The 19,572-nt window shown below is 75.2% G+C and carries 15 protein-coding genes and 3 pseudogenes; 11 read left to right on the top strand and 7 right to left on the bottom strand.

Annotated elements, in window-relative coordinates:
* Window positions 1-39: 39 nt before the first annotated feature.
* Window positions 40-1,563: an aldehyde dehydrogenase (NADP(+)) gene (locus tag OHA81_RS08430; protein ID WP_329194235.1), complete on the bottom strand. Its 1,524-nt coding sequence runs from the start codon at window positions 1,561-1,563 to the stop codon at window positions 40-42.
* 154 nt (window positions 1,564-1,717) lie between these two features.
* Between OHA81_RS08430 and OHA81_RS08425 the strand changes: the two genes are divergently transcribed.
* The 5 genes from OHA81_RS08425 (at window position 1,718) to OHA81_RS08405 (ending at window position 6,598) form a co-directional block, all read left to right on the top strand.
* Complete coding sequence (locus OHA81_RS08425; RefSeq protein WP_329194232.1) at window positions 1,718-2,530, top strand: IclR family transcriptional regulator; 813 nt, start codon at window positions 1,718-1,720, stop codon at window positions 2,528-2,530.
* A 102-nt stretch (window positions 2,531-2,632) separates the two neighbouring features.
* Entirely contained in the window at window positions 2,633-4,081 is a 1,449-nt protein-coding gene (locus OHA81_RS08420) for a peptidoglycan D,D-transpeptidase FtsI family protein (protein WP_329194230.1), read from the top strand.
* Window positions 4,082-4,143: 62 nt separating this feature from the next.
* Complete coding sequence (locus tag OHA81_RS08415; RefSeq protein ID WP_329194228.1) at window positions 4,144-4,635, top strand: GNAT family N-acetyltransferase; 492 nt, start codon at window positions 4,144-4,146, stop codon at window positions 4,633-4,635.
* 74 nt (window positions 4,636-4,709) lie between these two features.
* Window positions 4,710-5,420, top strand: a complete 711-nt coding sequence (locus tag OHA81_RS08410) for a DsbA family oxidoreductase (protein WP_329194226.1) — start codon at window positions 4,710-4,712, stop codon at window positions 5,418-5,420.
* Window positions 5,421-5,548: 128 nt separating this feature from the next.
* Window positions 5,549-6,598: an aminotransferase class V-fold PLP-dependent enzyme gene (locus OHA81_RS08405; RefSeq protein ID WP_329194224.1), complete on the top strand. Its 1,050-nt coding sequence runs from the start codon at window positions 5,549-5,551 to the stop codon at window positions 6,596-6,598.
* A gap of 30 nt (window positions 6,599-6,628) precedes the next feature.
* Here the strand turns inward: OHA81_RS08405 and OHA81_RS08400 are convergent, their stop codons facing one another.
* Window positions 6,629-7,696 (bottom strand): pyridoxal-phosphate-dependent aminotransferase family protein, encoded by a 1,068-nt coding sequence (locus tag OHA81_RS08400; protein ID WP_329202096.1) that lies wholly within the window; start codon window positions 7,694-7,696, stop codon window positions 6,629-6,631.
* A gap of 64 nt (window positions 7,697-7,760) precedes the next feature.
* Here OHA81_RS08400 and OHA81_RS08395 point away from each other — a divergent pair, with 64 nt between their 5' ends.
* Together OHA81_RS08395 and OHA81_RS08390 are read left to right on the top strand one after the other, a co-directional pair.
* Window positions 7,761-8,897, top strand: a complete 1,137-nt coding sequence (locus OHA81_RS08395) for an amidohydrolase family protein (protein WP_329194222.1) — start codon at window positions 7,761-7,763, stop codon at window positions 8,895-8,897.
* A 209-nt stretch (window positions 8,898-9,106) separates the two neighbouring features.
* Window positions 9,107-10,006, top strand: a complete 900-nt coding sequence (locus OHA81_RS08390) for an SCO1860 family LAETG-anchored protein (protein WP_329194220.1) — start codon at window positions 9,107-9,109, stop codon at window positions 10,004-10,006.
* 40 nt (window positions 10,007-10,046) lie between these two features.
* Here OHA81_RS08390 and OHA81_RS08385 read toward each other — a convergent pair whose 3' ends face one another.
* Window positions 10,047-11,264, bottom strand: a complete 1,218-nt coding sequence (locus OHA81_RS08385) for a CapA family protein (protein ID WP_329194218.1) — start codon at window positions 11,262-11,264, stop codon at window positions 10,047-10,049.
* Between the two features lie 627 nt (window positions 11,265-11,891).
* On the opposite strand from OHA81_RS08385, the pseudogene OHA81_RS08380 reads away from it, so the two are divergent.
* The 3 pseudogenes from OHA81_RS08380 to OHA81_RS08375 form a co-directional block, all read left to right on the top strand.
* Window positions 11,892-12,100, top strand: a pseudogene (locus OHA81_RS08380) (diaminopimelate epimerase); the annotation flags it as partial.
* A pseudogene (locus OHA81_RS34590) lies at window positions 12,101-12,286 on the top strand (hypothetical protein); the annotation flags it as partial.
* A 233-nt stretch (window positions 12,287-12,519) separates the two neighbouring features.
* Window positions 12,520-12,733 (top strand): annotated as a pseudogene (locus OHA81_RS08375) (tyrosine-type recombinase/integrase); the annotation flags it as partial.
* A 6-nt stretch (window positions 12,734-12,739) separates the two neighbouring features.
* Here OHA81_RS08375 and cobC read toward each other — a convergent pair.
* On the bottom strand, window positions 12,740-14,194 hold the full coding sequence (gene cobC / locus OHA81_RS08370; protein WP_443056474.1) for an Rv2231c family pyridoxal phosphate-dependent protein CobC: 1,455 nt from the start codon (window positions 14,192-14,194) through the stop codon (window positions 12,740-12,742).
* An 86-nt stretch (window positions 14,195-14,280) separates the two neighbouring features.
* Here cobC and OHA81_RS08365 point away from each other — a divergent pair, with 86 nt between their 5' ends.
* On the top strand, window positions 14,281-15,072 hold the full coding sequence (locus OHA81_RS08365) for a ZIP family metal transporter (RefSeq protein ID WP_329194215.1): 792 nt from the start codon (window positions 14,281-14,283) through the stop codon (window positions 15,070-15,072).
* Between the two features lie 2 nt (window positions 15,073-15,074).
* On the opposite strand, the gene OHA81_RS08360 is transcribed toward OHA81_RS08365, so the two are convergent.
* The 3 genes from OHA81_RS08360 to OHA81_RS08350 are packed head-to-tail and all read right to left on the bottom strand — an operon-like array spanning window position 15,075 to window position 19,194.
* Entirely contained in the window at window positions 15,075-16,469 is a 1,395-nt protein-coding gene (locus OHA81_RS08360) for a cobyrinate a,c-diamide synthase (RefSeq protein ID WP_329202094.1), read from the bottom strand.
* Window positions 16,470-16,480: 11 nt separating this feature from the next.
* Complete coding sequence (cobO, locus tag OHA81_RS08355; RefSeq protein ID WP_329194214.1) at window positions 16,481-17,080, bottom strand: cob(I)yrinic acid a,c-diamide adenosyltransferase; 600 nt, start codon at window positions 17,078-17,080, stop codon at window positions 16,481-16,483.
* Window positions 17,080-19,194, bottom strand: coding sequence for a putative cobaltochelatase (locus OHA81_RS08350; RefSeq protein ID WP_329194212.1), 2,115 nt, complete (start codon window positions 19,192-19,194; stop codon window positions 17,080-17,082). The genes cobO and OHA81_RS08350 overlap by 1 nt, the downstream gene beginning before the upstream one ends.
* Between the last annotated feature and the right edge of the window lie 378 nt (window positions 19,195-19,572).

The following is a 19,572-nucleotide window of genomic DNA, read 5'->3' as shown; positions in this document are numbered from 1 at the left end:
CCGGGCCCCGGGGCGGGGCGGCAACGCATTTGTCCGCCGTCAGGCCCCCGTGACCCGGCGCGGAAGTCCCAGCGGGTCGTCCTCGCGCAGCTCCGGCGGGAGCAGGGCGTCCGGCACCGACTGGTACGCCACCGGCCGCAGCCACCTCTCGATGGCGGTGGCGCCGACCGAGGTGGAGTGCGAGGTCGCCGCCGGGTACGGCCCCCCGTGGTGCTGGGCCGGCGCCACCGCGACCCCGGTCGGCCAGCCGTTCACCACGATCCGCCCGGCCAACGCGGTGACCTGTCCGATCAGTTCGCCGGCCGGCCCGGCCGCGCCCCCGGTCTCGGCCGCCGAGAGCTGGAGGGTGGCGCTCAGGTTGCCGCCGAGCCGCCCCAGCACCTCGGCCGCCTCGGGTCCGGCGTACCGGACGACGACGCCCACCGGGCCGAAGCACTCCTCCAGGAGCACCTCGTAGGACGGGCCGCCGTCGAGGAGGGTCCGGGCCGGCACGGTCAGGTACCCGGCCGCGACGCGGTGTTCCCCGTCCGGGCCCGGCGGGACGGGCGCCTCGACCCCGGGCAGGGCCGACCGCTCCCGGACCCCGGCGACGAAGGCGTCCCGCATCCGGTGGTCCAGCAGCACCCCCGGACCGGTCTCGCCGAGCGCCTTGCCGAGCGCCGCGGTGAGGCGGTCGCCGTCCGGACCCTCCGGGACGAGGGCGAGACCCGGCTTGACGCAGAACTGGCCGACCCCGAGCGTGAGCGAGCCCGCGAGCCCCGTACCGATCTCCTCGGCCCGCTCGGCGGCCGCCGCCGGGGTGACCACGACGGGGTTGAGGGAGCCCAGTTCGCCGTGGAAGGGGATCGGCACGGGCCGGGCGGCGGCCGCGTCGAACAGGGCCCGCCCGCCCCGGATCGAACCGGTGAACCCGGCCGCCGTGACGAGCGGGTGGCGGATCAGCTCCAGCCCCGCCCCGAACCCGTGGACGACGGAGACGACCTCGGCCGGCAGCCCGGCCCGCACCGCCGCCCGGCGCAGCAACGCCGCGCACAGCTCGGAGGTCGCCGGGTGGTCCGGGTGCGCCTTGACGACCACGGGGCAGCCGGCGGCCAGGGCGCTGGCGGTGTCCCCGCCGGGGACGGAGAAGGCGAGCGGGAAGTTGGAGGCGGCGTAGACGGCGACCACGCCCAGCGGCACCTTGTAGCGGCGCAGTTCGGGGCGCGGCGGGCTCAGCGACGGATCGGCGCGGTCGATGCGGATGTCGAGGTAGGAGCCCTCGTCGACGGCGTCGGCGAAGGCCCGCAGCTGGCCGGTGGTGCGGGCCAGCTCCCCGGTGAGGCGGCCGGACCCGAGCGCGGTCTCGGCGTCGGCGGCTTCGGCGACCTCGTCCGCGGCCCCGTCCAGCAGCTCGGCGGCCCCGCGCAGGAACGCGGTGCGGGCGGCGCGGTCGGCCAGTGCCCCACGGGCGGCGTGCGCGGCGCGTACGGCCTCGTCCACGTCCCGGGGTGTGGCCTCCACCGCAACCCGGCCGAGCTGCTTCCCGGTGCGGGGGTCCACACTCCAGACTGGTGTTGCTGCCATGGCGCACTGCCTCCTGGATCTACGCCGACCCGAGCGGTGTCGTTCAGTATTCTGAACACCGTTCCGATGGATGAATGATCACATCCAGCGTGGACTCTATTTCCGCGTCTTCCCGGTTGACAAGGGAAACGAGACAAGAGGGGCACGAACGCCGATGACCACAGGTGGGCCCGGGGCGCCGGGGGACGGAGTGGCGCAAGCGGTCGGTCCGGGAGCTCCGGCGGCCGTCAAGTCGGCCGTGCGCACGGTCATGTTGCTCGAGCACTTCGCGGCGAGGCCCGGGCTGCACAGTCTCGCCGACATCCAGCACGACCTCTCGCTCCCCAAGTCCAGCCTGTACATGCTGCTGCGCACGCTGGTGAACCTGGGCTGGGTCGAGACCGACGCCACCGGCACCCGGTACGGCATCGGCGTGCGCGCCCTGCTCGTCGGCAGCTCCTACATCGACGGCGACGAGGTCGTCGCCGCGGCCCGGCCCACCCTGGACCGGCTCTCCGACGACACGACGGAGACGATCCACCTGGCCCGGATGGACGGGACGAGCGTGGTCTACCTCGCGACCCGGCAGTCCCAGCACTACCTGCGGCCCTTCACCCGGGTCGGGCGCCGGCTCCCCGTGCACTCCACGGCCCTCGGCAAGGCGCTGCTGGCCACCCACACCGACGACGAGGTGCGCGCACTGCTGCCGCGGCGGCTGGAGGCGGTCACCGAGCACACCCTCACCGACCGGGAGCGGCTCGTGGACGAGCTGGCGCTGGTGCGGGAGCAGGGGTACGCGGTCGACCGGGAGGAGAACACCCTCGGACTGCGCTGCTTCGGCGTGGCGGTGCCCTACCGGACCCCGGCGCGCGACGCGGTCAGCTGCTCGGTGCCGGTCGCCCGGCTGACCCCGCAGCACGAGCAGACCATCAAGGCGGCCCTGTTCGAGGCCCGCGACCGGCTGTCGGTGGTGACGCGCCGGATGTGAGGCGCGCCCCCGCGGCCGGCGAATCATGAGGAAAGGCTGAGAACCCGGCCACAATCGGGGCAGAGCGGAACGCCCGAGGCCGCTCGTACGTCTTTCCGGGGGATGAACAAGACGATCAGGCGCGCGTCGGTCTTCTGTCTGCTTCTGGTGGCGGCCCTCTTGGTACGGGTCACCTGGGTGCAGGCGTACCAAGGCCAGGCGCTCGCAGACGACAAGCACAACCGGCGCAACCTCATCGGGCAGTACGAGAACCCGCTGGGGAACATCATCGTGGGCGGCGAGGCGATCACCGGCTCGGTGAAGACCGGCGGCAAGGACTTCCAGTACAAGCGCACCTACGTCGACGGCCCGCTGTACGCGCCGATCACCGGCTACAGCTCCCAGGCCTACGGCGTGAGCATGCTGGAGGGCGTCTACAAGAACGTCCTCAACGGCTCCGACAGCCGGCTCAAGACGCCGATGGACATCCTCACCAACAAGCGCGCCTCCCGGGGCAACGTGCTGACCACCATCGACAAGGGCGTCCAGAAGGCGGCCTACGACGCGCTGCAGGGCAAGCAGGGCTCCGCCGTGGCCATCGACCCGGCGACCGGCCAGATCCTCGCGATGGTCAACAACCCGTCCTTCGACCCGGGCCGGATCACGGGCGCCACCGACGAGCAGGCCTGGAAGGAGCTCTCCGCCGACCAGGGCAAGGCGATGGAGAACGTGGCGCTGCGCAAGCCGCAGGCCCCCGGCTCCACCTTCAAGCTCGTCACCATGGCGGCGGCCATCGAGAACGGCCTGGTCTCCGACATCGACGCGCCCACCGGCATCCCCGGCGCGTACACGATCCCGGGCACCCGCACCGCCCTGCCCAGCGAGGCCGGCAACGACGGCTGCAACAACGTGTCCGTGCGCACCGCGCTCCGGCTGTCCTGCAACAACGTCTTCGCCGAACTGGCCTCCAAGCTCGGCCAGGACAAGATGCGGGCGATGGCGGAGAAGCTGGGCTTCAACAAGGAGACCGCCACCCCCGTCACCGCCCGGCCCGCCAGCAAGTACCCGTCGCAGAAGATGTCGGTCGACCAGGTCGCACAGGCCGGTATCGGCCAGTTCGACGTCCAGGCCACGCCCCTCCAGATGGCCATGGTGACGTCGGCGATCGAGAACGGCGGCAAGCTCGTCGCCCCGCACGTGGTCTCGGAGGTCACCGACTCCGGCGGCAACGTGCTGGAGAGCTTCAAGGACCCCAAGTCGGACCAGGTGATGAGCGCCAAGACCGCCTCGATGCTCCAGGACGCCATGCGCACCGTCGCCACGCAAGGCGGCGGCAAGCCGGCGCAGGTGGCGGGCGCCGAGGTCGGCGGCAAGACGGGTACCGCGCAGCGCGGCGTGAACAACAGCCTGCCGCCGCTCGCCTGGTTCACCTCGTACGGGAAGCTCGACGGCAAGCAGATCGCCGTGGCCGTCGTGATCGAGAACTCGGACACCGACCGCTCCGAGATCGGCGGCGGCAGGCTGGCCGCCCCCATCGCCCAGAAGATGATGGCGGCGTGGCTCAAGAAGTAGCCCCCTGCCGTGCGGGGAGCCGCGCCGGGAACCGCCACGGTTCCCGGCGCGTTTCCTTTTTCATGATCAGGACCGCACACGTCGACGATCTCGACGCCATCGCCGCCCTGCACACCCGGGCACGGGCCACCTACTACCAGGGCCACATCCCCGAGGAGGAGTACGGGGGTCAGGCCGAGCTCGCGCGCACCCGCGAGGGCTGGTGCCGTGCCCTCGCCCGGACCGCCTCCGAGGGCGGGATGTTCTGCGCCGAACAGGACGGCGTCCTCACCGGCGTCGCGGCGTTCCGCACCGACGAGGGGGAAAGCGTCCTCACCCAGTTGCACGTGGACCCCGCCCACTGGCGCCGCGGCACCGGCGCGGCGCTGCACGCCGCGTGCCTGGACGCCTGGCGCCGGGCGGGCATACGCCGGGCCCGGCTGGAGGTCTACGGGCACAACCTGCGCGCGCAGTCCTTCTACGCCGCCCACGGCTGGCGCCCGGACCCCGGGGTCCCCCGGTCCGGCACGCACGTCACGCTGTGGCTGAGCGTGGGAGCCCCGTCCGGGGAATGAGACGTTCCGGCAGATGGTTGAAGGGGAAACCGTCCGGTCCCGCCGACCGGGAGGCTCCCGAGAGAAGAAGGATCATGCGCGTAGAGATATGGGCCGATGTCGCGTGCCCGTGGTGTTATGTCGGAAAGGCCCGCTTTACCAAGGGGCTGGCGGGATTCGCGCACCGCGACGAGGTGGAGGTCGTCTTCCGGTCCTTCGAGCTCGACCCGAACGGTCCCAAGGGCGTGACCGTGCCCGTCGTGGAGATGCTGGCCGAGAAGTACGGCCGGACCCTCGACGAGGCCCGCGGCATGGAGGAGCACGGCGCCGCCAGTGCGCGCGGCGAGGGACTGGAATACCGGGTGGAGGGCCGCGACAACGGCAACACCTTCGACATCCACCGCCTGCTGCACCTGGCCGCAGCCCGGGGCCGCCAGGAGGAACTGCTCGACCTGGTCTACCGCGCCAACTTCGCCGACGAGCGCAGCGTCTTCGACCCCGAGGTGCTGGTGGCGCTCGCCGTCGAGGCCGGGCTGGAGGAGGCGCAGGCCCGTACGGTCCTCGCCGACGACCACGCCTACGCCGAGGACGTGCGCGCCGACGAGCGGGAGGCGGCCGAACTGGGCGCGAACGCCGTACCGTTCTTCGTCCTGGACCGCCGTTACGGCATCTCCGGCGGGCAGCCCGCCGAGGTGTTCACCCAGGCGCTGGAGCAGGCGTGGGCCGGCCGCGAGGTCACCCCGCCCGAGGCGGAGGGCGGCGAGGCCTGCGAGCCCGACGGGGAGTGCGCCGTCCCCCGGGCGTGAGCCGTCCGGGCGTGCGCCGTCCGGGCGTGAGCCGTCCTCCACACGTGGGCCGTCGGGTTCAGGCGTAGGCCGTTCTCCCGGCGTACCGGGCATGGACGCCGGCCCAGCCCTGGCGCAGAGTGGAGGGCATGGACCTCCCCGCCCTCAGCGCCGAGTTCGCACACTCCACCACCTACCTCAACACGGCGAGCTGCGGGGTGCTCCCGCGCTCCGCCGTCGCCGCGGTCCGGGCCCTGGCCGAGGCGGCCGGGGCCGGGGACCCGGCCGGATTCGGGGACTTCGACCGGGTGGGCCGGGTGCGGGCCGCCTTCGCCCGGCTCGTCGGCGTGCCCGTCGAGCGGGTGGCGCTCGGTTCCTCCGTGGCGACGCACGTCGGCCTCGTCGCGGCCGCACTCCCCGCCGGAGCCGAAGTCCTCTGTCCCGAAGGGGACTTCGCCTCGGTGATGAACCCCTTCGTGGTGCGCGACGACCTCAAGGTCCGGTTCGCCCCGCTGGAGTCGCTCGCCGAAGCCGTCGGCCCCGGCACCGCGCTCGTCTCGCTGTCCGCCGTACAGTCCGCCGACGGCCGCAGCGCCGACCTCGCGGCGGTACGGGCCGCGACCGCCGCCCACGGCGCGCGGATGCTCGTCGACGCGACCCAGGCCGCGGGCTGCGTGCCCTTCGACGCCGCGCCCTACGACTTCACCGTCACCGCGGGCTACAAGTGGCTGCTCGGTGCACGAGGGGCCTCGTACCTCACCGTGTCGGAGGAGGCCGAGGACACCCTCACCCCGCTGCACGCCGGCTGGGTGGCGGCGGAGTCCGTCTGGGACGCCACCTACGGGCCGATGCCCCGACTGGCCGCAGGGGCCCGGCGCTTCGACGAGTCCCCGGCCTTCCTCGGCTACCACGCCGCCGAGCCCTCGCTGGCGCTGCTGGAGCGGATCGGCGTCGCCGCCGTCCACGCGCACGACACCGCCCTGGCCGACCGCTACCGGGCCGGCCTCGCGCGCCTGGGCCACGAACCGGTCGCGGGCACGACCCCGATCGTCACCGTCCCCGGCCTGGCCCACCGCCAGCCCGCGCTGGAGGCCGCGGGCATCGTCACATCGGCCCGCGCGGGCGGCCTGCGGGCCTCGTTCCACCTCTACAACACCGAAGCGGACGTCGACCGGCTGCTGGACGTCCTCGACGGCTGACCCGCCCGCCGCGGCCGGCCAACGGGCCGCCTACCAGGCCCCGGCCGCCGCGGCGAGCGCCGGGGCGGGGTCGACCGACAGGGCCGAGGCCAGGGCGGTCAGGGCCGCCCGCACCGCGTCCGGCGAGGCCGCCGGACCGTAGTGGTTGACCCGGACCATCTCCCGGGCCAGCGCCCCGCCGCCCGCCGCGAGCGGGGCCGCCGGGTCCGCCGCCAGCGCCTTCGCCACCACGGAGGAGGCGTCCGCCACCCGCAGGGTCGTCGCCACCGGCGCCGCCTCCACCGCCACCGGGACGTACGGGGCCACGCCCAGCGCCGTCGCACCCGCACGGGTCGCGGCGGCCGCGGCCGCGTGCCGGCCCGTCACCGCGGGCAGCCCCTCGGCGGCGATCCGGTCCAGGCAGGCCTCCAGCGCCAGCATCTCCAACTGCGCGGGAGCGTGCAGCAACGTCGTGCGGCCGGCGTCGATCCATCGCTCCTTCCAGTCCAGCAGCGACAGGTACGAGCGCCGGGGCGCGGCCGGGTTCTCCGCGAAACGGGCCCAGGCGCGCTCCGAGACCGACACCGCCGAGACGCCCGCCGGGCCGCCCATCGCCTTCTGCGCGCCGATCACGCACAGGTCCACGCCCCACGCGTCGGGGAGCAGCGGCTCCGCCCCCACCGACGCCACCGCGTCCAGCATGAAGAGCGCGCCGTGGGCCCTCACGGCCTCGCCGATCTCCGCGACCGGGTTGGTGTTGCCCGTCGCGGCCTCGGCGTGCACCAGCGACACGAAGTCGGTCCCGGGGTGCGCGGCCAGCGCCTCGGCGACCTGCTCCCCGGTGACGGCGGTGTGGAACGGCACCGCCAGGTCCACCACCGTCGCCCCGCAGTCGCGCAGCCAGTTGCCGAACGTGGTCCCGTACGGGCCCGTCACGATGTTCAGCGCGGTCGAACCGGGACGGGCCCCCGAGCGGATGCACGCCTCCAGCGGCAGCAGCGCCTCGCCCTGCGTGACGACCACGTCCTGGCGGGTGCCGAGCAGCTCGGCCACCCCGCGCTCGATCGACGCGAAACGGTCGGCGGTCAGCGGCGGGAGGCCGAGCAGGGGGTGGGTCACGGCGGTGCTCTCTTCGTCCGGGGTCACCGGCCGAGCCTACCCAGCACGGACGTAAGGTGCCGCCATGAGCGATGCGCGTGAGGTGGGCGGAGCGGGCCGGGCCGGCGGCGGGTCCGAGGGCGAAGTGCTGCACGTCAAGGGGCGGGTGCTGGTCGGACCCGACGACGTACGCGACGAACTGTGGGTGATCGGCGGCCGGATCTCCTACGAGCGGCCGCGCGCCGCCCGCGAGATCACCACGGTCACCGGCTGGACCCTGCCGGGCCTGGTCGACGCGCACTGCCACGTGGGCCTCGACGCCCAAGGCCCCGTCGACGCCGAGACCGCCGAACTCCAGGCGCTCGCCGACCGCGACGCCGGCACGCTCCTGATCCGCGACGCCGGATCACCCTCGGACACCCGCTGGATCGACGACCGCGAAGACCTGCCGAAGATCATCCGGGCGGGCCGGCACATCGCCCGGACCCGCCGGTACATCCGCAACTACGCGCACGAGATCGAACCGGCCGACCTCGTGGAGTACGTGGGGCGCGAGGCGCGGCGCGGCGACGGCTGGGTCAAGCTGGTCGGCGACTGGATCGACCGCGACGCCGGGGACCTGACCGCGTGCTGGCCGCGCGCGGAGGTCGAGGCGGCCATCGCCGAGGCGCACCGCCTGGGCGCACGCGTCACCGCACACTGCTTCGCCGAGGACTCGCTGCGCGACCTGGTCGAGGCGGGCATCGACTGCATCGAGCACGCCACCGGACTCACCGAGGACACCATCCCGTTGTTCGCGGAGCGCGGCGTGGCCATCGTCCCGACCCTGGTGAACATCGCGACGTTCCCCAAGCTGGCGGCCGGCGGCGAGGCGAAGTTCCCGGCCTGGTCGGCGCACATGCGGCGGCTGCACGAGCGCCGGTACGACACCGTGCGCGCCGCCTACGACGCGGGGGTCCCGGTCTACGTCGGCACCGACGCGGGCGGCTCCCTGCCGCACGGCCTGGTCGCCGCCGAGGTCGCGGAGCTGGTGAAGGCCGGGATCCCGGCGTCGGACGCCCTCTCGGCCACCGCCTGGGCGGCCCGCGAATGGCTCGGCAGGCCCGGCCTGACCGAGGGCGCGCCGGCGGACCTCGTGGTCTACGGCTCGGACCCGCGGGCCGACGTCGGGACGCTGGCGCAGCCGCTGCGGGTGGTGGTCGACGGGGGCATCCGGGCGTGAGACCGGGGTGTGCCAGGGGGAACTCCCGTTCTCCCCGGGGCCGATGATTCGCACCCTTGCTCGGAAACCACCCTTTGGGGTGAAGTCGCGTCAGGTGTGCCTTCGTTCACCCACACTGCTTAAAGAATCCGGGAGTCGAAGCCGTCGGCGTGCGCGATGTCCCCCATTGGCCGCGCGGCGGCACCCAACTCCCCGGGGGTTCCACCACCTTGAACAGCAACACCTTCCGCATGCCCGCGGCCGCCCTGCTCGCCACGGGGGCGGTGGCCCTGCTCACCGCGCCGCCCGCCTCCGCCACCGGCGGTTCCGGGACCGGCCCGGCGAGCGAGGGCAGGGCCGGCGCCGTCGTCCTGCGCGCCGGACTCGACGTCGGCCTGCTGGGCAAGGCCGTGCACGTTCCGCTCCGGGCCACCCTCAACGAGGTCAGCGCCCCCGCGGCGACGGCCGAGAAGACCGCCCTCACGGTGACCGTCGACGGGGCCGAGCAGGGCAGGCCCGTCAGCGTCCTGCGGGCGGACGCGGCCACCGCCGAGGCCGGCGCGGACTCCCGGAGCGCGCAGGCGCGGTCCCACCTCGCCAAAGCCGAGGTACACGTGCCCGGACTGCCGCTGCTCTCGCTGATCCAGGTCGAGAACGTCACCTCCAAGGCCGTGTGCGAGGCCGGCCGCAAGCCGGTGGCCACCTCGAACGTGCTCGGCGCCGTCACCGTCCTCGGCAAGAAGGTGACCCTGTCGGCGGGCGGCCCCACCAAGGTCGAGGTCCCCGGGGTCGGCCTGGTCAACCTGGAGCTGTCCGGTACGCAGACCACCTCCACCACGGCCGCGGCGGCCGCGCTCCGCCTCAAGGTGTCGGTCAACCCGCTGAAACTGAACGTGGCACAGGTCGACGGCGAGATCGTCCTGGCGGAGGCGCACTGCGAAGCCCCGGCGCCGGGCGCCCCCGCCGACGTCAAGACCCAGACGGTGCCCGGCGCCACGACGCCCGTGAAGGCCGGTCTCGCCGCAACGGGCGGCAGTTCGGCGACGCCCTACGTGGCGGGCGGGGCGATGCTGCTGCTCGGCGTCGGCGCGGGCGCGCTGGTCCTCACCCGGCGCCGCAAGACCTCGTAGCCCCGCATCCGTCGGCCGGCGGCCCGTCAGCGGGGATCCGTCAGCGGGTGGCGTGCTCCAGCCCCTGGGCGCTCGCGCCGCGGGAGGTCACGGCGGCGGTGACCTGCTGGTCGACCCGGGCGTATTCGCTCCGCTTGTCGGCGGTGAGCGAGCCGTCGGCGGCGGCGCAGGAGGTGCACACGACGCGGAACGGAGGCCCCATGTCCGAGTACTGCGTGAGGTATTCGGCCTTCACCACCTCCCAGCGGCCCGGGTGCGCGGCGGCCGGGGCGAAGGTGAAGCGGGGCACCGAGGACATGTTGCCGCGCAGCTGGGCGGGCTCGTAGAAGCTGGCGATCTGGTCGCCCATGCCGTAGACCACCCATGTACCGTTGATCTTCTCGTAGGGCTGCGGCACGTGGTTGTGCGTTCCGATGATCAGGTCGATGTCGGGGAGCCCGTCGGGGGCGCGGGAGGCGGTGAGGGCCTGGGCCAGGTCGCTCTGCTGCCGGTCGGGCGCGGTCTGCCACTCCGTGCCCCAGTGGACGCTGAGGACGACGACGTTCGCGCCGGCCGCGCGGGCGGCCCGGGCGTCGGCGATGATCCGGTTCTGGTCGATCAGGTTGACGGACCAGGGCTTGCCGGACGGGAGCGGTATCCCGTTCGTCCCGTAGGTGTAGTCCAGCTGGGCGACCTTCGCGCCGCCCGCCGTGAGGACGGCGGGCGTCTTGGCCTCGTCGGCCGTGCGGGCCGAGCCGACGTGCTTGACGCCGACGCGGTCGAGGTGGTCCAGGGTGCGGGCCAGGCCGTCGTAGCCGGCGTCGAGGGTGTGGTTCGAGGCGGTGGAGCAGCTGTCGTACCCGGCGTCCTTGAGGGCGTCGGCCAGCTGGTGCGGGGCCTTGAAGGCGGGGTAGCCGGTGTAGGGGCCGCCGGGCGGCCCGTATGGTATCTCGTGGTGGCATATCGCCAGGTCGGCGGCCAAGACGAGGGGCTTGACGCCGGCCAGTATCTTGCGGAAGTCGTGGCTCTGGCCGGTGCCGTGGGCGTCGTCCGCCGCGCGCTGGATGATCGAGGGGTACGGGATCAGGTCCCCGGTCGCCACCAGGGTGAACGGCTTGCCCCCGACCGCGGCCGGCGCGTCCCGCCGGGGCTCGGCCCCGAGCCGCTGCTCGGTGGCGCCCCCGCCGCCCTTGCCCATCACCACGGGCACGGCCCACACGGCCCCGCCCACCAGGACCAACCCGCCCAGTCCCGCGCCTATCTTCCCGAACGCCTTCACCCTCGCACCCCCGTGATCACTACTCCTGCCCCGTGATCCTCCCGCACCCGGCCGCAGCCCGCCATGCGACCCCCGCCGCACCGGCCCTCCGCGGCGGCCCCGGACGGGCGAAGCGGTTACCGCCGAGGGACCTCCGGCCCGCCGGCGCCGTTCGGCGTGGGGCGAGCGGGCGGCCCGGTTCCGACCGGCGGGCGCAATGCACGGCGCTGCCCCCCGTCGACGGGCGGGGCCGGTGTCGGGCCGCCCGGCGGCGCCGACGGATGCGACCCGGCACCGGCCGGCCCTACCGCCCTCAACGGCAGCGGCCGGGCGCCGTTCGGCACGTGGCATGCACCCTGACGCCGGGCCGGTTGCCCCGGCCGGGTGAGGCAGGGCCGGCCCTGCTGCGGAGTCGCCGGCCGCCCGGCGCCGAGGGCCGTGCACCAGCCTCCGCTCCGGCTGCGCGGGCGTGGCCCACGAGCGCGGTGCGGCGCGCAGCGGGCCCGCGGCAAGCGGGCCGGCTGCCCGGCCGACGGGGCGGGCCGAGCCACCTCGGTGGTCCGGGTGGCGCGGATCGGCGGGGCGGGACGACCGCCCCGAATGGCCCGCCGGGGGGCGTCCCCGGTACGGGGGCGCGCTGCCCGGTCCGGCCGCGTCGAACTGCCCGAGGGTGAGGTCACGTCTCGGTCGGCGAGCGCACCTGGCCCGCGCGGAACGTGAACATGAGGAACCCGCACGCCGTGGCGTTCGTCGAAAGCCTCGACGACGCCGGAAGCCTGTTCACCGCCCCGCCGTTCAGCCCGGCGTCCGCCTACCCCACCGGGGTCAACGTCGAGTTCGTCGTCGACCGGGGCCCCGGCAACCCGTACACCACCGGCGGAGCCGCCGACTGCGACGAGGAACGCGTCGACCCCACCCGGCCCGGCTGGCTGTCGCGGCTGCTCGACTGGCAGCAGTCCGCGCCCGACCCCGACACCTTCTGGACCGTCCTGCGCGCCGAACTCGCCCAGGACCGGGAAGTCACCGTCTTCGCGGTGGACGGAGCCGCCGCCCCGCGCACCGGCCGGTCCGGTCGGGTCAGTTGGCCCCGCCGTTGAGGTGGACGCCGCCGAGCATCCGGCCGAGGGGCAGGTGGGCGGCGCGGGCCGCAGGGCGGGGACGGTCCGGTCCGGCGCCCCGCCCGACGGCGCGACCGGGGAGGCGCCGAGGCCCTGTCCGGACCCGGTCGGGTGGCGTCGGCCCCGGTGCGGGGCGCCGTGCCCGGTGGGGCGCCACCCTCAAGGCGATCATGGAGACCGCTGCCGACGACGAGTCGATCCGACCCCTGCCGGATCAAGGGCGCGGGCAAGGAGTCGCCCGCCGAGCGGCAGACCGCCACCTTGGACCAGGTCGACGCGCTCGCCCGGCAGCCGGGCCGGCGCCGGCGGCTGCTCGTCCACATCGCCGCCTACGGTCCCGCCCGGCCCGAGGAGCAAGCGGCGCTGCGGCGTGCCCTGTCAGTGCGCGGACAGCGCAAGGGCGTGGTCGAGGGCCTGCAGGAGGCGGCCCGTCGTGGGGCGGTCGCGGACTGCCAGGCGGAGCCAGGAGGCGTCCAGGCCCGGGAAGGTGTCCCCGCGGCGGACCGCGAAGCCCAGCGCGCGCAGGCGGGCGCGGATCTGTTCGGCGCCCGGGACCCGGATCAGGACGAACGGCCCCTCGGCCACCCCCGACACCGAGATCTCCTCGAACTCCGCGAGTCCCGCGAGCAGATGCGCCCGGTCCACCGCGATCTGCCGCGCCACCGCCTCGGCCTCCGCCAGCGCCTGCGGCGTCATGCACGCCTGCGCCGCCACCAGGGCCGGCGTGGACACCGGCCACAGCGGCTGCGCCGCCGCCAGCTTCGCGATCACCTCCGGCTCGGCCAGCACGTACCCGATCCGCAGCCCCGCCAGCCCCCAGGTCTTCGTCAGGCTCCGCAGCACGACCAGCCCCGGCACGTCCGTCCGCCCGGCCAGCGCCTCCCGTTCGCCCGGGACCGCGTCCATGAACGCCTCGTCCACGACCAGGATGCGGCCCGGGCGGGCCAGCGCCGCCACAGTGGCCGCAGGGTGGAGCACCGACGTCGGGTTGGTCGGGTTCCCGACCACCACCAGGTCGGCCTCCTCCGGCACCGCCGCCGGGTCCAGCCGGAACCCGTCCGCCGCCCGCAGCACCACCCGCTCCACCCGGTGGCCGGCGTCCCGCAGGGCCGACTCCGGCTCGGTGAACTGCGGGTGCACCACCACCGGCCGTACGGCGCCCAGGGCCCGCGCGATCAGCACGAACGCCTCCGCCGCCCCCGCCGTCAACAGCACCCGCCCGGCCGGCAGCCCGTGCCGCTGCGCCACCGCCGCGCGGGCCGCCCGGCCGTCCGGGTACGCGGCGAGATCCCCGAGCGAGGCGGCGATCCGCTGCTTGAGCCACTCCGGGGGCGTGTCCGCCCGTACGTTGACCGCCAGGTCGACCAGCTCCCCGTCCGCGTCCCGCACCTCCGCGTCCCCGTGATGGCGCAGGTCGTGCCCCTGCGCGGTGGCGACGGCGCAGGTCGCAGCCACCGACCGGCGCTTGGGTACGAGGAGTTCCCCGCCCCCCGCGAGCGCCGCGGCCTCCGCCACCGAGGCGGTGCCGGCGGCGTCGCGCGCGGCGTCCGAGGGGTGCGGAACCGGGATACCGGCCAGCTTCTCCGCGGAGTAGCCGAGCAACGGCACGCCGAAACGTTTCGCCGCGCCCGCGATACCCGCCTCCTTCGTCTTCGGCTCCACCGTGGCCAGGGCCGTCACCGCGTCCGTGGCCAGCCCCGCGCCCCGCAGCGTCTCCTCGACCAGCGCACAGACCTCCGCCACGGAGACCCCCGCACGTCCGCCCACCCCTACCACCAGCCGGGTCGCGTACTCGCCCACCGGGGCACTCCCTCCGTCGTCCTGTCGGGTCATTGTCGGCCCGCCGTCGTCAATACGTCTGCGTCCCCGGCCCGCGCGGGGAAGTGCGCGCGGCGCCGACAATCGGTATTCAGGGGCACATGGCCGTGATCGTGGCGTTGGGCGCGTTCCTGATGACCCTGGCGGGCGGATGGACGGCGCAGCGCGTGACCGACCGGCGCCACCTCGTGCTGGGCCTGGCCGGCGGGCTGATGCTCGGCGTCGTGGGCCTGGACCTGCTGCCCGAGGCGATGCGGGCGGCGGGCGACGAGGTGCTCGGCGTCCCGCTCGCCCTGCTGCTCTTCGTCACCGGCTTCCTGCTCGCGCACGTCGGTGAACGCCTGCTCGCCGTGCGGCAGGCCGCGCACGGGGCGGAGAACGGGGGCCCGCACGCGGCCCACGACGGGGCCCCGCGCGGCGCGGGAGGCGAGGCCCCGCGCGAGCACGCGCACCGCGCCCCCGAGGTCGGGCTCACCGCGGCCGCCGCCATGGTCGGCCACAGCCTCGCCGACGGGGTGGCCCTGGGCGCCGCGTTCCAGGTCGGCGGCGGGATGGGCGTGGCCGTCGCCCTCGCCGTCGTCACGCACGACTTCGCCGACGGCTTCAACACGTACACGCTCACCAGCCTGTACGGCAACGCCCGCCGCAAGGCGCAGACGATGCTCTTCGCGGACGCCCTCGCGCCGGTCGTGGGCGCCGCCTCCACTTTGCTGTTCACTCTTCCGGAGGAACCGCTCGGGGCGTACCTCGGCTTCTTCGCCGGCGTCCTGCTCTACCTGGCCGCCGCCGAGATCCTGCCCGAGGCGCACCACCGGCACCCCGCCCTGTCCACGCTGCTGTGCACGGTGGGCGGGGTGGCCGGGATCTGGCTCGTGGTCGGCCTCGCGGACTGAGCTCACCGCCGGGCCGCTGCGGCGCGTGCGAACCGCCGGGCGACGGACGGCTGCGCCGCCCAGTGCGTGTGCAGGTAGCTGGCGTGCACACCGTCCCGGACGAAGCCCTCGACGCGGCGTTCGGGATGCGTGAAGCCCCAGGCGGGGGCCGCTCCGGCACCCGGCTCGATCACCGTCCGGTGGAACTCGTGCCCCCGCAGCCGGGTTCCGGCCGCGGCGAGCGCGCTGTCGGACACCGCCACCGCCTCGCGGTAGCCGAGCGTCAGCCGCTCCGACATCCGCGCGTCGGCGTCGAGCACCCCGCACATCGGCTTCCCGTCCAGCGACCGGGCCAGGTACAGCAGGCCGGCGCACTCGGCCGCCACGGGGCCGCCGGCTGCGGCGAAGTCGGCGACGGCGCGGCGGAGGGAGGCGTTGGCGGAGAGCTCGGGGGCGTAGACCTCGGGGAATCCGCCGCCGATCACCAGTCCGGTGGTGCCGTCGGGCAGGGCCTCGTCCCGGAGCGGGTCGAAGGTGACGACGTCCGCGCCGGCGGCGCTGAGGAGTTCGGCGTGCTCGGCGTAGGAGAACGTGAAGGCGGGGCCGCCGGCGACCGCGACCACCGGCCGGCGGCCGGGGTCCTGTCCCGGGTCCTGCCCCCCGGACGCCGACGGGGCCGGATCATGCCGCGCCAGAGCCCCTTCCGGGGACCAGGCCTCGCAGTCCAGGGGCGGGGCCGTGCGGGCCAGGGCCATCAGGGCGTCGAGGTCGCAGCCGGCGCGGACCTGGGCCGCCAGGGCGGCGACCGAGGAGACGGCGTCCGCCCGGCGCTCCGCGACCGGGACCAGCCCCAGGTGCCGCGACGGAGCCGCCACCTGCGGGGCACGCCGCAGGACGCCCAGGACCGGCATCCCGGCCTCCTCCAGCGCCTCCCGCAGCATCGCCTCGTGCCGGTCGGAGCCGACCTTGTTGAGGATCACCCCGCCCAGGCGCACCTGGGGGTCGAAGGACGCGAAACCGTGCACCAGCGCGGCCACCGACCGGGACTGCGACGAGGCGTCCACCACCAGCACCACCGGCGCCCGCACCAACTTCGCGACCTGCGCCGTCGACGCGAGCTCACCCCGCCCCGCGGCGCCGTCGTACAGGCCCATCACGCCTTCGACGATCGCCAGGTCGCACCCCGCCGCCCCGTGCGCGAACAGCGGCGCGACCAGATCCGTCCCGCACATGAAGGCGTCGAGGTTCCGCCCCGGCCGGCCGGTGGCCAGCGCGTGGTAGCCGGGGTCGATGTAGTCGGGCCCGGCCTTGTGCGGGGACACGGCGAGGCCGCGCTCCGCGAAGGCCGCCATCAGGCCCGTCGCCACGGTGGTCTTGCCGCTCCCGGAGGACGGCGCGGCGATCACCAGCCGCGGCATGTGGAGCGAGGTCACCACTCGATGCCCTTCTGGCCCTTCTGGCCGGCGTCCATGGGGTGCTTGACCTTGGTCATCTCGGTGACCAGGTCGGCGAACTCCAGGAGCTTGTCCGGCGCGTTGCGGCCGGTGATGACCACGTGCTGGGTGCCGGGACGGTCCCGCAGCACCTCGATCACCTCGTCCACGTCGATCCAGCCCCAGTGCATGGGGTACGCGAACTCGTCCAGCACGTACAGCCGGTGGGTCTCTGCGGCCAGGTCCCGCTTGACCTGCTCCCAGCCCTCTTTCGCCGCCTGCTCGTTGTCGAGCTGCGCGTCGCGCTGCACCCAGGACCAGCCCTCGCCCATCTTGTGCCAGACGACCGGGCCGCCCTCACCGGAGGCGCCGAGCACCTTGAGCGCGTTCTCCTCGCCGACCTTCCACTTGGCCGACTTGACGAACTGGAACACCCCGATCGACCAGCCCTGGTTCCAGGCGCGCAGCGCCAGTCCGAAGGCGGCCGTCGACTTGCCCTTGCCCGGGCCGGTGTGGACGAAGACGAGCGGACGGTTGCGACGCTGGCGCGTCGTGAGTCCGTCGTCCGGAACGACGGTCGGCTGTCCCTGCGGCATTACGCGGCCCTCCTGGAGCTGTCCGATGCGGTACGTACGTTCTTCACGAGGCCGGCCAGCGAGTCGGCCCGCAGCCCGTCGAGGGTGACGGCCGGCCCGCCGAGGTCGGCGGCCAGCGCCCCGGCCAGTCCCAGCCGGACCGGGCCCGTCTCACAGTCCACGACCACCGAGGTCAGCCCCTGCGCGGCCAGCATCCGGGCACTGCGCCCCGACAGCTCGCGCGGGTCCCCGCCGAGCGCGCCGGCCGACGTGGCCCGCCCGTCGGTGACGACCACGAGCAGCGGCCGGCGCGAGGGGTCCCGCAACCGCTCGATCCGCAGCACCTCGTGGGCTTTGAGCAGTCCGGCCGCGAGCGGCGTCCGGCCGCCGGTGGGCAGCTGCTCCAGCCGGGCCGCCGCCGCGTCCACGGAGGAGGTCGGGGGCAGCGCCAGCTCGGCGGTCCGGCCGCGGAAGGTGATCAGACCGACTTTGTCGCGGCGCTGGTAGGCGTCCAGCAGCAGCGACAGCACGGCGCCCTTGACCGCGCCCATGCGCTGCCGGGCGGCCATCGACCCCGACGCGTCGACGAGGAACAGGACGAGGTTGCCCTCACGGCCCTCGCGGGTCGCCTGCCGCAGGTCGTCCTTGCGTACGACCAGCCCGCGCCCGCTGCGCCCGCGCGCCTTCTGGTGCGGCGCGGCCGCCTGGACGGTCGCGGCCAGGTGGAGCTTGGTCAGCTGCCCGCGGGGGCGCTGGGAGCCGGTGGTGCGGCCGTGCGCGGTCCTGGCGCGGGAGCGGCGGCCGGCCGCGCCCTCGCCGAGACCGGGCACGCTCAGCACCTTGGTCCGGAAGGGCTCGGCGGCCCGCACGGGCGCCTGTTCGGGCGCGCCGGAGGCGGGGGAGTCCGCCGGGGAGTCCGCCGGGGCGCCCGCCCGGGCCGGTTCCGGGGAGTCGGTGCCGGGCCGGGGCTCCGGCTCGGGCTCCGCCGGGGGCGCTTCGGCCGCCTGGTCGGGGGCGCCGTCCTGCGGGGGCCGCTGCCCGCCGCCGTCGGGTCCGTCGTCGGGGCCGTCACCCTCGTCGTCGGGGCCCCGGGGCTCCGGTTCCGGGTCGGGCTCCGGCTCGTCGTCGGGGAACCGGTCCAGGATCTCGTCCAGCTTGTCCTCGTCCAGGCCCGGCGCGTCGAACGGGTTGCGGCGGCGCCGGTGGGGGAGCGCGAGCAGCGCGGCCTGCCGCACGTCCTCCTTGCGCACCTCGGTCCGCCCGGCCCAGGCGGCCAGGGCCGTAGCGGTGCGGGCCATCACGATGTCGGCCCGCATGCCGTCGACCTCGAAGCCGGCGCAGGTGGCCGCGATCCGGAGCAGGGAGGTGTCGCCGAGCACCACCTTCGGCAGCAGCGCCCGCGCGGCCACCACCCGGGCGCGGACCTCGCGTTCGTCGTCGGCCCAGCGGCTCGCGAAGCCAGCGGGGTCGTCCTCGTAGGCGAGCCTGCGGCGCACCACCTCGACGCGCTGGGCGGGCTCGCGCGAGGCCGCGACCTCGACGGTCAGTCCGAACCGGTCCAGGAGCTGGGGGCGGAGCTCGCCCTCCTCGGGGTTCATCGTGCCGACGAGGAGGAAGCGGGCCGCGTGGCGGACGGAGACGCCCTCGCGCTCGACGTAGGAGGCGCCCATCGCGGCGGCGTCCAGGAGCAGGTCGATGAGGTGGTCGTGGAGGAGGTTGACCTCGTCGACGTAGAGGATGCCGCGGTGGGCGTCGGCGAGCAGGCCCGGCTCGAAGGCCTTCACGCCCTCGGCGAGGGCCCGTTCGATGTCGAGGGCGCCGACCAGGCGGTCCTCGGAGGCGCCGACGGGCAGCTCGACCATCCGCGCGGGGCGGGCGGCGCCCGGGCCTGGATCGTGGGGGCCGTCGGGGCACGCGGGATCGGGGGCGCCCGGTGCGCACGAGAACCGGCATCCGGGGACGACGTCCACCTGCGGCAGCAGCGCGGACAGCGCGCGGACGGCGGTGGACTTGGCGGTGCCCTTCTCACCGCGCACGAGCACGCCGCCGACCGCCGGGCTCACGGCGTTGAGCAGGAGCGCGAGGCGCAGGTCGCTCTGGCCGACCACTGCGGTGAACGGGTAGGGGGTGCTCATGCGGTGCCTTTCCTCGTACGGGTACGGGTTCGCGTGCGCGGGCGGTTGTGGGGGCGCGGGGCGCCGGCCGGGGGGCGGGGGCGCGCCGCTGCGGCGGGGCGGCTCCGGGCTGCCGGGCCGCCGCAGGCCGCCTGGCACCGGGTGCGGTGCGCGGGCGCGCTGCGGGGCGCCGCTGCGCGGGGCTGTCCCCCACCCGCCCTTCGCCCGTTCCCCGGGGCTCCGCCCCGGAGCCCGCGCCTCACACGCCGGCGGGGCTGAATGGCCGACGAGGGGGGCGCGGGGGCCAGGGGGCCGGCCCCCCACGGCGGCGCCGCACCGGCGACGGGTCCGGGGCGGAGCCCCGGGGAAGGGGGAACGGGCGGCGAGGGGAACCGCTCC

This window comes from Streptomyces sp. NBC_00667 (assembly GCF_036226825.1).
Taxonomy (GTDB): Bacteria; Actinomycetota; Actinomycetes; order Streptomycetales; family Streptomycetaceae; genus Streptomyces.
The sequence above is the reverse complement of the archived record's forward strand: the minus strand, read 5'-3'. Positions and strand labels throughout refer to the sequence as shown.